This is a genomic window from Myroides sp. LoEW2-1 (assembly GCF_009767705.1).
Classification (GTDB): domain Bacteria; phylum Bacteroidota; class Bacteroidia; order Flavobacteriales; family Flavobacteriaceae; genus Flavobacterium; species Flavobacterium album_A.
Genome location: NZ_WSPP01000221.1, coordinates 1 through 15,073, shown reverse-complemented (window position 1 = coordinate 15,073; position 15,073 = coordinate 1). Strand labels below are relative to the sequence as shown.

Sequence of the window (15,073 nt, the reverse complement as noted above, 5' to 3'; positions counted from 1 at the left end):
TGATAACGGAGGTAACTTTATACTTGAGTAAGTAGCTCCACCCAGGCAGACTTTAGTCTGCTTTAACAAACTATGGACTTTCAGTCCATAGTGGTTTATTTTCAATTTCTTTTGAGCTGGCTACTTATAAGGGATTTGGTTTTGTTGTTTTGTTGTTCTATTTCATGAATTAAAAAACGAATCACATATTTTTGCTAAAAAATTAAAGGTCACTAGTTTTTAAATTAGTGACCTTTTATTTTATATGTAATTTACTTTTTTAGGGTAATATTAGTCAATCCTATATGATTTCAAGTTTCTTCTGTAGTTGTCCATCAAATCGGACTTAGCTATATAACCAATGTATTTTTTGTCTTTTTGGACAATTAAAAAGCTGAGTTTATTAGAGTCAAAGGCATCCATAAAAATCTTTGTGCTATCTTGATAAGACATCACTACTGCTGGTTCAATAAGGTCATTGATTGGGGTGAACTTAGTCTGAAAAGTACTGAAGATAATAGGTCTTACCTTGTCTAACTGAATAATTCCAATAACCTTTTCTTCACTGTCAAGTATGGGAATAAAAGTTTGGTTTGTAGATGAGAAAACAGAAACTATATCACTTGTTTGATGAGCTGTAGTTAAGGTTTTTATATCGTCTTTAATTAGGTTCTGAGGATTAATTGTTGTTAGGATATTGAAATCTTTATCAGACGTAAATACTAAACCACTAGTAGCAATTGACTTAATATCCATAGAGTATTTTTCCATGTGTTTTGAGATTGCAAAACTGATAGAAGATACTATCAGTAAAGGAACCATTAGTCCGTATCCTCCAGTAATCTCTGCAATCAAGAAAATTGCAGTTAGCGGAGCGTGAAATAAGCCACTAATTACTGCAGCCATTCCAACTACTGTAAAGTTTTGAATCGGAATATCTTTCATCCCCATCATTACTAAAAGTTTTGATAAAGCAAAACCCAAATAAGATCCAACAAATAGTGATGGAGCAAAGTTTCCTCCATTACCACCACTCCCCATAGTTAAACCTACGGCAAAAGTTTTGACTAATGCAGCACCAGCTACAAATAGTAATAAAACCCATTCGCTACTGCTAAAGCCGCTTAATAAGGTATTGTTTAGGATATCTTGTGGTGTATCACTTGTTAGTATTTTAATACTGTTGTATCCTTCTCCAAAAAGAGTTGGAAAAAGAAAAATAAGGCAAGCTAATAAACAAGCGCCAAATAAGGCCCTCCTATAGATGTGATTACTCCACTTCGAGATATACTTTTCTGTTTTTCTAAACATTCTCGCATGATACACACAGAAAAAGCCTGATAATATACCTAATAGAACATAATAGAATGTGTTTCCTGTATCAAAGACTAATTGGTTTTTGAAAGAAAGTAAAATGTCTTCTTTTATGATTAAGTTCGAAACAATTGTTCCAGTTGCAGAAGCAATCATAATAGGAATAAAAGCAGTAACTGATAAATCTACGATGATGATTTCAATTGCAAATAATACACCAGCAATTGGAGCATTAAATGCCGCTGATATCCCAGCAGCTACTCCACAGGCAAGTAATAGTGTTCTATCTTTGTAATTTAGCTTGTAGTTTTGAGCATAGTTTGAACCAAATGCTGCTCCAGTGATGGCAATAGGGGATTCTAATCCTAATGAACCACCCATACCTACAGTAAGTGAACTGGTAATTATCTGAGAATACATTTGCTTACGTGGCATTATTCCCGATTTTTTTGCTACAGCTATCATAATCTGGTAAGTCCCTTTCTCTATACTACCATTCAAGAATTTCTTGATGACAAATACAGTTAGTAATATCCCGATAATAGGTAAAATACTATTTGTATAAGGCAGGTGTGAAATATTGTCAATATAGGTCGCAAATTCAAGTACTGTGTGAGCAAAGTATTTTAGTATTATCACTGCAATAGCTGAAGAAGCTCCTACAATAACACAAGATAAATACATAAACTGTCTTTCAGAAAGTATAGACTTTAAAAAGAATAAAATGCCTTCGGCATATTTAAAACTTTGGTGTAAATAATACTTTATGCGACGCTTGTTGATTAGTTTCATAATGCAAAAATAATTCAAAAATCAAACTATTATCAAAAAAGATACTAAAAATAAAAGAATATCCTAAGTAAGTAGAGGGTTATTATTTTGTTGTGAGATTTACTTGAATGGCGTATTCTGTAATATGTTGCTGTAGTTCTTCAAAAAAAGCAGTAAACTGTTGTTGAAAAATGTCATAGTTATCCACTAATTCTTCAGTAGCATAGCTCATTTGTGATATTCCTTTTGTCCTTCTGTCCATCTGAGTCAAAATATACTTTAAACCGTCAATTGTCTTATATTTTAAAAGCCAATTTTCTCTGATCATAATTGGTAAGAAATTTTGTACTCGAGTTGGTAGTACATCGAAATTCTGTTCTAATAATTGGTAGAAATCATTTGCGTAAGTTTCTAAAGGAGTAGTGTGATATACATCCCAGTTTAAAGCTAAGAAGTGATCGTAATACATATCGATAAGCACTGCTGCATAGTGATTGTATCTCGGAACTACAATTCGTTTGCTCGTTCTCCATATCGGATGAAAATCTGTAAATTCATCAATCTCTCTGTGAAGTAGTATTCCCTTTTGAATTGGGATAGGGTAATCTAAATAAGATTTACCTCTAACACTATCAGCTATAAAATTACCTATTTTTAAAAAATCATTATCAAGTGATAAATATATATGCGCTAAAAAATTCATAAGTGCTTTTTTATACAAACAAGAAGGCTTTTAAAGAGTAATAAAAGAGGTCTTTTTTGTTATTTATTCTATCTTTGCGGTAAACAAAAATAGGAAACTTATGACTTTAATAAAATCTATTTCTGGTATTAGAGGTACAATAGGAGGAAAAGTTGGTGATAATTTAACGCCAATCGATGCAGTTAAGTTTGCCTCAGCGTATGGAACGTTTTTAAAGAAGAATTCAAATAAAGAAAAATTAACTGTTGTTATTGGTAGAGATGCTCGAATCTCTGGACCAATGATTCACAATTTGGTGACACATACATTGATTGGACTTGGAATTGATGTAATTGATTTGGGACTTTCTACAACGCCTACAGTAGAAGTAGCAGTACCTTTAGAAAAGGCTGATGGAGGTATTATCCTAACAGCTTCTCATAATCCTAAACAGTGGAATGCACTGAAGTTATTGAATGCAAAAGGTGAATTTTTGAATGGTGAAGAGGGTGCTTTAATCATTGAATTAGCAGAGAAAGAAACTTATGACTTTGCAGATGTAGATAGTTTAGGAACAATTACTCCAAAAGAGGGGTATATGGATATCCACATTGATGAAGTGTTGAAATTGAAATTAGTCGATGTTGAGGCGATTAAAAAACGCAAGTTTAAAGTTGTAGTAGACGCTGTTAATTCGTCAGGAGGAATTATTGTTCCTGCACTTTTAGAAAGATTAGGTGTTGAAGTAGTAAAGTTATATTGCGAACCAAATGGACATTTTCCTCATAACCCTGAACCATTAAAAGAGCACTTAACTGATATTTGTGAATTAGTAAAGAAAGAGAAAGCAGATTTCGGTGTTGTTGTTGATCCAGATGTAGATAGATTAGCTTTTATTTCTAATGATGGAGAAATGTTTGGAGAGGAATATACGCTTGTTGCAGTAGCTGATTATGTGTTAAGTCAAACGCCAGGAAATACAGTTTCAAATTTATCTTCTTCTCGCGCTTTGAGAGATGTGACTAAGGCAAGAGGAGGGCAATATGCCGCTTCAGCAGTAGGTGAAGTAAATGTTGTAGCTTTGATGAAAGAAACAAGTGCAGTGATTGGAGGCGAAGGAAATGGAGGTATTATTTATCCTGAAATTCACTATGGACGTGACTCAATTGTAGGGGTAGCTTTATTTTTAACGCATTTGGCTAAAATGGATAAAACTGTAGCTGAGTTAAGAGCGTCTTACCCATCTTATTTTATGAGTAAAAATAAGATAGAATTAACTCCAAAGTTGAATGTGGATATGATCCTTGAACAAATCGCAGAGAACTATAGTAATCAGGAAATATCAACAGTAGATGGAGTGAAGATTGACTTTCCAACAAGCTGGGTACACTTGAGAAAATCAAATACAGAACCTATTATACGCATTTATACTGAGGCACCAACCCAAGAGGATGCAGATGGATTAGCAATGCGCATGATGGAAGAATTAAAAGTAATAGCAGGGATTTAGTTCCTTTGCTTATAGATACAAAAGAAGGGAATTACAAGTCTGTAATTCCCTTTTTGTATTTCCTAAGTAAGCACTATTCATATTTTCTGAATATTCCCTCTTGAAATGCTGTCCAATAACAGCTTTTCATCTTGGCTTTTTTAAGTCCCTTATTCGCCCATGTATTGCAAGTGTTCAAGAAACTATATTTTCCATTAGCAACATAGAAAGAGTCGTTTTGTCCGTATACTTTATCTGTAACAATTACAATCGGCCTACTGGTATCTTTATCTATCTTAGTTGACGATAAAATGAAGTCGATCAAGTGTTTATACTGTTCCTCTGATATCTTAATTTCTCTTGTATGTTCTCCTATTTGAATGGAGTTATAATATGTGATGTGTATTGCTGTTGAACCTAATCCAAAAGCGGCATTTAAGGCTATTTTTGGTTTGACATTATTCCAATCTTCAACATCGAGAAAGAAACCTTTATCACCCCAGCCTATGGCGATGTAATTTTGGTTGTGATTTTGTCCTTTCGTATCCGTAATTGGATATATCTGATTCCAATCGATTTGCTTTGATTTAATTGGAAAAACATAATCAGTATGCATGCCATTTGTGTGAATATACATTGTTATACTTTTTGTGCCACTTTGTTCTTTATTCACTGTAATGCTTGATAGTAATCTTGCAAATAATAAGTACAATAGGACAATGCAAATGAATCCCATTAAAAAATAGGCGATATACTTTAAACTTAATTTCAGATATTTCATCTTCTTGTTTGTATAGGAGCTAAAAAAAGCTGTTTACAAGTATAAATAAACAGCTTTTTTTTAATATTTGAATATGTAATCTTTTAATTACTTTATGTTTTTCGGTTTTTTACCTTGGTGTTTCCATCTTTTATGAGTCCAGAAGTAATAAGCAGGTGCTTTTCGAATAGTTTGCTCTACTTTACCTAAAAAGCGATGCATAATTTCATAGTTAGGAACATCTTTAATGTTTTCACCCTCTTCTAACAGCGGAATGAATGTGGCTTGATAATGTCCTCTTTTGATATATTCAACTTCAAGATACATGGGGATCATATTGAATTTTTTGCACAGAGCTTCACCTCCAGTATAGATAGGAACTTCAATACCCATAAATTCTTGCCAACAGTTTGTTTGACTAATCATAGGCGATTGATCACTTATAAAGGCATATACTCCGTGGTTCTTATCTAATTCGTTTTTGCGTGTCACTTTTATTGTCTCCTTCATTTCGATAAGGACTGTGTCAAATCGCATACGAATCTTCTTGATAAGTTTGTTGAAGTAGGGATTGTTTATTTTCTTATAAACGGCGTACCCTTGGAATTTTATGAATTTATCTAAGATGATTATCCATTCCCAATTAGCATAATGCGCACAAAAAAGCATAATACTTCTACCTTGTTTTTCTATTTCTAAGATTGTATCAAGATTTGTAAAAGAGAAGCGTTTCTTAAGCTCTTTCTCGGAAATAGTAAATGTCTTTATCATTTCTAAGAAAATATCACAAAGGTGTCTAAAAGACTCTTTTTCTACTTGTTTTACTTCTTTATCACTTAGCTCTGGCATAGTCATTTTGATGTTTGCACGTACTGTTTTTTTGCGATATCCCACGATTCTATAAAGTAGAATATAAAAACAGTCAGATACAAAATAAAAAACAGGAAAAGGCAACTTTGAAATTAACCAAAGTAGGGGATAAGCTATAATGTATATAAAGAATTTCATATTTGAATATTTATGCAAAGATACTTCTTTCGTCTATTTTCGGCAAAAAATGATTGCGCTTACAAAAGTATGTTTATTTTTATCTCAAATTTTACTTTTTCAAAATATGATGGATATTTCACCAGTAGTTTTAGCTATAATGGCTATTACGGGTATAGTCACTTACAAGGGGCTAAATGATTTTAATTTCTTTTACAAGTATTGTTTTGACATAGATGCAGTACGTGCAGGCGAAAAGCAGAGGATACTGACTTCGGGTTTTTTACATGTAGACTGGATGCACTTTATATTCAATATGATGACACTCTACTTTTTTGGTGATTATTTAATGCAGAATGTAGGTGTTGTGTTTTTTATATTAATCTATTTTGTAAGTATGATAGTAGGAAATCTCATAACATATCAAATGTATCAACACAAGGCGGGCTATCGTGCTGTAGGTGCTTCAGGAGCTATCATGGGGGTACTATATGCCAGTATTATGATTAACCCAGATATGATGTTAGGTATCTTTTTTATCATTCCTATACCAAGTTATTTGTTTGCTATTTTGTATTTGTTATACTCTGTTTATGGGATGAGACAGCAAAACGACAACATTGGGCATTCTGCTCATATTGGAGGAGCAATAGCAGGTCTGCTATTGATATTGTTAAAGTTTCCGATCTTAATTCAACAAAACTTATTGCTAATAGGTTTGATGTTAGTTCCTATAATACTGTTGTTTATCTTGTTTAAGAAGGGAAAACTATAGCCTAATAGATGTTAATTTTCAATAGGAGAAACTCGTAAATAGAAAGCTTTTAAATATATTTGTTTATATCAGAAAAAGAAAAAATATGAAAAGAGTATCAATATTATTAGGTGCAGCATTGTTAGCTACAACAGCTACATTTGCACAGACAAGTTATACATCTCCAATAACTCCGCAAATACAGGTAAACGGAACAGGTAAAGTATCTGTAGTTCCAGATAAGGCAGTGATACGTTTGGGTGTTGAGAATAAATCAAGCGATGCAGCTTCAGTTAAGAAAATTAACGATCAGAGTATTGCTAAAGTTTTGAAGTATCTTAAAAGCTTGAAAATTGAAGACAAGTATATTCAAACACAACGTGTAAGTTTATATCAGTCAAGAGATTATGAGGAGAAAAAAGATTACTATAATGCCAGTCAAGTGATCAGTATCACTTTAACTGATATTACAAAATACGAGGAGTTAATCGTAGGGGTAATGGAAGCAGGTGTGAACAAGATTGAAGGGGTAGAGTTTCAATCCTCTAAAATTGCTACTTATGAAGCAGAAGCAAGAGCTTTAGCAGTAAAAGAAGCAAAACAAAAAGCTACTGATTATGCGAATGCATTAGGACAGAAAGTAGGTAAAGCTATTTTAGTGTCAGATGGAGGAGGTTATGCTCCACCAGTTGTAAGACCAATGTATTTAATGAAAGGTACTGCCGACTCAATGGATCAAACTTTAGCAGTTGGTGAAATTGAAGTCACATCAGGTGTTTCTATTAGTTTTTCTTTAGATTAAAAAGAATAGAAGTTATAAAGTAAAAAGCACTTACTACAAGTAAGTGCTTTTTTTTTATGGGGAGAAACTATTCAGTTCTTTATTTAGTATAATCAAATTCAAGTGGAACCTCTTGTTTTTTAGCGATGCGCTCAGCTTGTAGCGCTCTAAGTTCAACCCTTTTTATCTTACCGCTAATCGTCTTTGGTAATTCCGTTACAAATTCAATTTTTCTCGGCATTTTATAAGGTGCTAAGTGTTCTCTACAATAAGCAAAGATCTCTTTAGCTAATTCAGCAGATGCCTTTGTGTGGTCATTGAGAATAACGAATGCTTTGACCTCAAATCCCTTGACTGCATGTGGACTTCCCACTACTGCTGATTCGACAATTAAATCGTGTTCAAGCAATACACTTTCTACCTCAAAAGGACCTATTCTATAATCAGACGCTTTGATAACATCGTCATCTCTACCAATGAACCAAATATACCCATCTTCATCTTTATATGCTTTATCTCCAGTAAAATATACACCGTTTCTAAATACCTGTGCTTGTTTTTCTTTATCGTATAGGTATTCTTTAAATATGCCATTAAGTTGATCAGTACCTGTTTTGACACATATATTTCCTTCTTCATTAATTGGAACTTCTTTTCCGTTGTCATCAGCGATGATGATATCATATAAGAATGTAGGTTTACCCATTGAACCATATTTTACTTTAGCAGTAGGGTAATTGGCAACCATACAAGTACTTTCGGTTTGTCCAAAGCCATCCCTGACAAGTAGTCCCGTACCCTCTTTCCATTCCTCAATTATTTCAGGATTCAGCGGTTCGCCCGCTGCGACACACTGTCTTAAGCTAAAATTGTACTTCTTTAAATCTTCTTGGATGAAAAAACGTAGAACAGTTGGTGGGGCACACAATGTAGTTACTTTGTGTTTCTCAATTAATTCAAGTGTGGTTGCTGCACTAAATCGCTCTTTGGTATGGAAAGCAAAAATAGTAGCACCTACATTCCAGGGAGCGAATAAACTACTCCATGCAAATTTTGCCCATCCTGGTTGAGAGATATTATAGTGAATGTCATCTTTGGTAATTCCAATCCACGCTGTAGTTGTTAAGTGACCAAGGGGTTGACTCAATTGTGTATGACAAACAATCTTAGGCATACCTGTAGTACCTGAAGTAAAGAACATAAATAAAACATCATCTGGTTTCGTATGTGCACTTTCTGCTTCGGTTGACTGCTCATCTAATACCGCAAGAGGATACCAACCCTCTCGTTGGCCGTCAACAATAATTTTAACAGGAATATGAATACCAGCTAATTTTTCTGCCGCATCAATTTTCTCGACATTGTCTTGATCTGCTAAAATAACTTTAGGAGTAATTTTCTCAAAGCGATAGGCTAAGTCTTTTACGCCTAAAATACTTGCTGCTGGTGAAAGCTTATATCCCGCTTTAATCGTTGCCAAATGAGTTACCCAGTTAATGCGCTGTAACATCATCTGTGTCAGAATCACATCTCCCTGTTGGATGCCTTTGGAACGCAAAAAATTAATTAACTGATTATAGCGATTACACAGTGTCAAGAAGGTATAGTGATGTGTTACTTTTCCATCTGTCCAAAGTAATGCTGTTTTATCTGGTGTTTCTTTGACGTGTATATCTTCAAAAATCTCCTTCACCCAATTAAAGTGTTCAGGTTTGTCGATTTTAAGATCGTGTAAGGCACGATAGTCCTGATCGATGAGTAACTCACCGATTTTCTTATACAATTCTCTCATTTTTTAGTTTTTTGGTTGTAGAAATATACATAAAAGATTGAATAACTGAAAAATATGAGCTGTAAATTTAATAGTGAATAACAAATAAAGATTGACAAAATCTCAATGAAATACAGAGAAAAGTATTAGATTGGTAATATAATGACTTTTGCTATCCCTCATTTTATTTTTTCATTTGTAAAAAGCATAAACTGTTGTAAAATATATAATATGCAATTTTCTTTAGCTATCTAAGTCAGTGATAGGGAAAGTTATAGAATAAATTTGGGTTGCCTTGTGACGTTTAAGAAACGGGGATATATATTTTTTGTAGTAATTCTTCATACTCTTTTCTCGGATCACTTGCGTAAGTTATCCCACCTCCACTTTTGTAGTAAAAGTTATCACCTTGTTTTTCTATAAAGCGAATTAAAACTCCACTGTCTAGATTCTCTCCATCATATATACCTGCAATGCCAGTGTAGAAATTTCTATTATAACTTTCTGCTTGATTGATAATTTCAATTGTCTTTTCTTTTGGCGATCCCGTAATCGATCCCGCAGGTAAAATTTTTTGAAATAAATCTCCAATGTGTTGATGCCAATTCTCATTTAAATCGCCACTAATTTGTGAACTCATTTGCAGAATGGAACCTTTAGAGGTATGAATTTTATCTAAGTATTTGAATCGATCTACTTTTACGCGTTTAGCAACTATGTTTAGATCATTGCGAATTAAGTCAACAATCGTATAGTGCTCAGCATTTTCTTTGGCATCGTTTAACAGTATTTCTTTGGCATGAAGGAGATTGGCATCAATTGTCCCTTTCATTGGAAAAGAATAGATTCTATTGTCTTTTATTTTGACAAATATTTCAGGTGAAAAACAAGTGAATTTCCCTTTGACTAAAAGTTTGTACTTGGCTGAAACAGAATGAAATATTTCCTCTAATGAACAGTTTAGCTCTATCGGTGTTTGAATTGTAAGGTTTAACAAATAAGAATTACCCTTTTGGATATTGTCTTTTACTATTTCGAATTGGGTTAAATACTCTTGATAAGAAATAGGGTAGGCGCTGAGTTCAGGCTTTATTTTTACAGGACAAGAAGTGGTATTAGTGATATGGTTAAAGTCGTATTGCACTTGATTCTTGTCTATTTCTGCTAAAGGGGAGATAAAGCTATTTTGTTCCTCAAAGTCGATGATAAAGAGAAAGGGAATTCTTTGACTTCCCAATTCGTTCATTTTAGCTATAGTTGTATCTTTGAGATTCATTTCAACGTTTTAATTCGCTTTCAAAATTACGAATACTTTATGAGCCAGAAGAAACAAATTATCATTATTGATAATCACGATTCCTTTACCTATAACTTGTACCAATTATTTGACGAGCACCCAGACTGTGATGTTACTGTTGTTCAAAATGACCAGATTAATCTTGACGCTATTTCATCTTTTGATCAGATTGTCTTTTCTCCAGGACCTGATATTCCACAAAAAAGCCCTATCATGTATCAAGTTTTAGAGAAGTATAAAGAGACCAAACCTATTTTGGGTATTTGTTTGGGACATCAAGCCATAGGAGATTACTTTGGTGCGACTTTATTTAATTTGCCAGATGTCTTACACGGTCAACAACGATCACTGTGTATTCTGGATTCTGGCGAATTGTTATTTAGAGGGGTGGCTAATAATTCCACCGTAGGTTTATACCACTCTTGGGCATTAGCTGCTGAAAGTATTCCACCCGAGCTTATTGTTACAGCAGTAAGTACTGATGGAATAATTATGGGGATAAGACATCAGGAGTACAATATCAGGGGGATTCAATTTCATCCGGAGTCTTTTATGACAGAACAAGGGGCAATGATGATAAAAAATTGGATTGAACAGTAAGAATTATGACTGTTGAGTAAAATGGATTGAAAAATTGAAATAACAGAAATAAATTCATGGTTTATGTAGTTTACGTTGATTAAAATGTTGTTTAATCTATTAAATCGTGAAAATGAGTTAAAAGTAAATTGGATTATATGTCGTATCTTTGTCCTGTTTCTGAGAAGTATTAGAAGTTTAACAACTAATAATAATCGCAAGAAACGAATGAAAAAGGAAGTAGTAGAAATAAAAATGTTCTCAAGAGCTCAAACATTGTTTATTTTTATTAGAATGTTTTACTACATATGATTTCAATATAGATCTGTATTAGCTAATCATATAAAAATTGCTGTGAATTTATGAAAGCGGGTGTAATCAAAGATCCAAAAATCCAAAAATATTTACCATGGTTAGGCGCATTAGCAATCTTTATGCAGGCTTTAGATGCGACTATTTTAAATACAGGTTTACCTTCTATTGCGAAAAGCTTGGGAGAGTCGCCTTTACAGATGCAGAGTGTGATTGTATCCTATACTTTAACTGTTGCATTACTTATTCCTCTTAGCGGTTGGTTAGCAGACCGTTTTGGTACAAAAAAGATTTTTATTTTAGCAGTAACTTTGTTTACGTTAGGTTCTCTTTTTTGTTCAGTTTCCCGAAACTTAGATGAGTTGATATTATCGAGGATTTTCCAAGCCATTGGAGGGTCAATGATGGTGCCAGTAGCTCGTTTAACGTTGATTTACGCTTATCCAAAAGATAAATTGCTAAAGGTGATTAACTTTATTACTATTCCAGCTCTTATCGGTCCGATGTTGGGGCCTACAGTTGGTGGTTTCTTGGTAGAGAAACTCTCTTGGCATTGGATATTTTTAATCAATTTACCAGTTGGTATTATAGCTGTATTGTTTGCAAGGACAATTGTACCAGATTTTACAAATGAAGTTAAGCGTTTTGATTTATGGGGATGGTTGCTATTGAGTGGAGGGTTAACCATGATTACAATTGTGATTGAACGTTGGGATTCTCCGAGTATATCAGTATTCAATCTAATAGCATTTGGCTTATTGGCGATATTGTGTATTGTAGGTTATGTTTATTATGCGAAACGCACGCCCTTTCCTTTAATCAAACTTAGCTTATTTAAGATAGATACTCTAAAAATAGGATTAATAGGCAACTTGGTTACTCGTCTTGGCATAGGAGGAATGCCTTTAATGATTCCTCTTTTATTACAAGTAGGGTATGGTTATTCTGCTTTTTATGCGGGGTTAATGATGATCCCACAAGCTTTATCTAATTTGATTTCGAGAAATTTTGTTGTGCCGATTGTTAAGAAATACGGTTATAGAAAAACATTGATTTCCAATACTATTTTGACAGGGTTATTGATCTCGATGTTCTTTTTTATTGATAGAAATACGCCTTATTGGGTTGTGATTTTATTAATGATAGGCAACGGGGCATTTAATGCTGTACAATTTACTTCAATGAATACAATCTCACTTGCTGATTTAGATAATGAGACTTCAAGTGAAGGAAATAGCCTCTTGTCCGTAACACAACAACTGGCAATCAGTCTTGGAATCTCAGTTTCTGCAATGTTCTTGTTGATTTTCAAAAAGAGTTTTGTAGGAGACACAGGAGATAGTATTGATGTTTTTCGCTATACGTTCTTGGTAATGGGATTGCTTACCGTAATCTCCAGTTATGTCTTTACCAAATTAGATAGCAATTCTGGAGCAAGCATGGCTGGAAATAGAGTGTATAGCAATAAGGATGAAGCAAAGTAAAGGTAAATGAGTTTCAGCGTGATAAATGAGTGATATGAGAATTAGGCAATTGAAAGTAGAAGATGCTTGTGTGGTAGGAGATTTATTACAGCAAATGGAATATCTTGATACATAAGGATTTTCTCTTAAGTGCATAAGGGTTTTGCTGGCTAATGAGGAAGATGGATTATTAATAGTAGAAAATGTGATAGGATAGAACTACATAGTCATAGCAGAAGGACACACAAACATCGCTTCTATTTCAGACAAGGGTGTGAGGAAGCACCTAAGTAGCTGATCAAATATTTAAAATAGAACCTCAGTCTTAGAGGACTAAGACAAAAGATATATAGAATGAAGCAGTGGTAGACTTTGGTTTACTACTGTTTTTTTTTGTTTTTATTAGTTTTAAGATCATTTTTAAGCTTTCTTTTTTAGCACGAAAATATCTTTTACCATTTATCTGTGTTCTTTTATTCTTTATGATGAGTGAATAATGAGACTTTGCAGGAGTTTTTGGTAAAAATCTTCTATTAGACTAAAGACAGTTATATCTAAAGATACTATGAAGTATAAGGATGTCAAGCTCCACAAAAGCTATAGATGAGGTGAATTCGAATCAAGGTATTAGTTTATAGTTTTTCCATACTTACTAGACAATCTATTAAAAGCTTTGTAGCGATATACAAGGGCATTGCTTGCGGTTTTCTTGCACCTTTCTTCGAGAAAAGCACGCTCTGGGCAAGAAAACCCCAAGAAAGGTGCAAGAAAACCCGAAGGAAGTGCAAGAAAACCCCTCACATAAAGTATGTTAATCTGTTTTTTAAAATTCGTCAACTTGATTATTAATTTTAGTGTTTTCATCACTAAATAAGATAGTGCTCGTCTTGTAGAGGGAATAAATGCATATCAATTGGTAAGCGTAGAGCTACAATATTTTTTGTTTTATTATATTTAATTTGCGTTAAATAGGTTATCTATTGTGTATATTTAGATTAATAATTTGAAAAAAATGAAAAGAAGATCGCTTTTTAGACGTTATTGCTTTTTGATACTGGGATTATTTATGGTTATAGGTCTCTCTGGTTGTAGAGCATTTCGCTCTAACAATTATCAAAATGAGAAACTTGAATTACCACAATATTTTAATCGCGTTTATATTGACAAAAGCAAAAAATGCAAAACCAAGCTAAGCGGTACAGACGAATGTTGGTATGTAATCGTGAATAAAGAGCTTGATTCTATGCGTTTGCACGTATTTTTATTTTGGGAAAGAGATCCTAATTATTTAATAGGGAAGTTAACAGGAAGGCATGCGCGGTTGACTAATGAAAAGGGAGAGTATTTAGACTTAACTTTTGCAAGCGACAGTACAATAAGGCTTAAAGGATATTATAATAACCAAGCTGTAAATAAAAAACTTGGAAGAGGTTTAGGAAGTAGCGAAATAGAGGTTAAATCTTTTACTAACGAATATGCAAAGACTGTCTTGGTGAGTAATGAAAACGAAGATTCTTATGTATTTACTCAGAAAGTATATAGGTTCAAGAGATTATTTGTAGAGCTAAAAAATGCAGCAGTAACCAAAAGACTAAATGAGCAGATAAATCATATTTTACTGCAAAAATTTGACGTAACAACTTTTGATGAATTTGCTCAAAAGTACAACAAGCAATATACGGCATCGGGTGATATTGTTCAATTCTTGGATCGAGATTTAAAAGAAGAAATTAGATGTGAATTAGTTTCTTTTGAAGGTGATGTGTTGATTATTAGTGTAGAAACAGGAGAGTTTGATGCAAACGGTAACTGTTTGAATAATTTAAAGATGAAATACAAGTTTGATGTAACAACTAGGGACTATGAAGAATGTGATTCTATTTTGATTGAGGTATCTAATCAATAGGATAAAAACGACTATAAAACCTCAATAAGCAATTGTAGATAAAAGCATACAGTTTTAAAAAGGTACACGTTTTTATTTATAATAGTTCTATAATATCGGAATCTTAAAAAACTAAGTTGAAATATTTATTTATGTTAAGGAAAAGCAATAATTTTAAGTTTGATGACTGAATAAGGTCTTGAGTTTTTATCTGAAATGTTAAAATAGGAATGCTGTTAGGCAAAAGAC

General features: G+C 33.3%; 12 protein-coding genes. 6 read left to right on the top strand and 6 right to left on the bottom strand.

The annotated features are described in order from the left end of the window. Nucleotides 1-270 precede the first annotated feature (270 nt). A complete protein-coding gene (locus tag GOQ24_RS12400; protein ID WP_155092600.1) occupies nt 271-2,085 on the bottom strand; it encodes a chloride channel protein in 1,815 nt (604 codons plus the stop codon). Between the two features lie 82 nt (nt 2,086-2,167). Beyond that, nucleotides 2,168-2,767: an ACP phosphodiesterase gene (locus tag GOQ24_RS12395; RefSeq protein ID WP_155092599.1), complete on the bottom strand. Its 600-nt coding sequence runs from the start codon at nt 2,765-2,767 to the stop codon at nt 2,168-2,170. A gap of 100 nt (nt 2,768-2,867) precedes the next feature. Here GOQ24_RS12395 and glmM point away from each other — a divergent pair, with 100 nt between their 5' ends. Then, nucleotides 2,868-4,256: a phosphoglucosamine mutase gene (gene glmM, locus GOQ24_RS12390; RefSeq protein ID WP_155092598.1), complete on the top strand. Its 1,389-nt coding sequence runs from the start codon at nt 2,868-2,870 to the stop codon at nt 4,254-4,256. Between the two features lie 73 nt (nt 4,257-4,329). On the opposite strand, the gene GOQ24_RS12385 is transcribed toward glmM, so the two are convergent. After that, on the bottom strand, nt 4,330-5,016 hold the full coding sequence (locus GOQ24_RS12385) for a TIGR02117 family protein (RefSeq protein WP_155092597.1): 687 nt from the start codon (nt 5,014-5,016) through the stop codon (nt 4,330-4,332). Between the two features lie 87 nt (nt 5,017-5,103). After that, nucleotides 5,104-6,003, bottom strand: a complete 900-nt coding sequence (locus tag GOQ24_RS12380; RefSeq protein ID WP_155092596.1) for a lysophospholipid acyltransferase family protein — start codon at nt 6,001-6,003, stop codon at nt 5,104-5,106. A gap of 109 nt (nt 6,004-6,112) precedes the next feature. Here GOQ24_RS12380 and GOQ24_RS12375 point away from each other — a divergent pair, with 109 nt between their 5' ends. Beyond that, nucleotides 6,113-6,757, top strand: a complete 645-nt coding sequence (locus GOQ24_RS12375; protein WP_155092637.1) for a rhomboid family intramembrane serine protease — start codon at nt 6,113-6,115, stop codon at nt 6,755-6,757. A gap of 85 nt (nt 6,758-6,842) precedes the next feature. Beyond that, entirely contained in the window at nt 6,843-7,538 is a 696-nt protein-coding gene (locus GOQ24_RS12370; protein ID WP_155092595.1) for an SIMPL domain-containing protein, read from the top strand. A gap of 79 nt (nt 7,539-7,617) precedes the next feature. Here the strand turns inward: GOQ24_RS12370 and GOQ24_RS12365 are convergent, their stop codons facing one another. Continuing rightward, nucleotides 7,618-9,309: an acyl-CoA synthetase gene (locus GOQ24_RS12365; protein ID WP_155092767.1), complete on the bottom strand. Its 1,692-nt coding sequence runs from the start codon at nt 9,307-9,309 to the stop codon at nt 7,618-7,620. Nucleotides 9,310-9,592: 283 nt separating this feature from the next. Then, complete coding sequence (locus tag GOQ24_RS12360) at nt 9,593-10,564, bottom strand: aminodeoxychorismate synthase component I (protein WP_155092768.1); 972 nt, start codon at nt 10,562-10,564, stop codon at nt 9,593-9,595. A 39-nt stretch (nt 10,565-10,603) separates the two neighbouring features. Here GOQ24_RS12360 and GOQ24_RS12355 point away from each other — a divergent pair, with 39 nt between their 5' ends. The 3 genes from GOQ24_RS12355 to GOQ24_RS12340 all read left to right on the top strand — a co-directional run bounded on the left by GOQ24_RS12355 (nt 10,604) and on the right by GOQ24_RS12340 (nt 14,845). After that, entirely contained in the window at nt 10,604-11,185 is a 582-nt protein-coding gene (locus GOQ24_RS12355; protein WP_155092769.1) for an anthranilate synthase component II, read from the top strand. Between the two features lie 341 nt (nt 11,186-11,526). Beyond that, nucleotides 11,527-12,960, top strand: a complete 1,434-nt coding sequence (gene mdtD, locus GOQ24_RS12350; RefSeq protein ID WP_155092770.1) for a multidrug transporter subunit MdtD — start codon at nt 11,527-11,529, stop codon at nt 12,958-12,960. 991 nt (nt 12,961-13,951) lie between these two features. After that, on the top strand, nt 13,952-14,845 hold the full coding sequence (locus tag GOQ24_RS12340) for a hypothetical protein (RefSeq protein WP_160339829.1): 894 nt from the start codon (nt 13,952-13,954) through the stop codon (nt 14,843-14,845). Nucleotides 14,846-15,073: the final 228 nt, after the last annotated feature.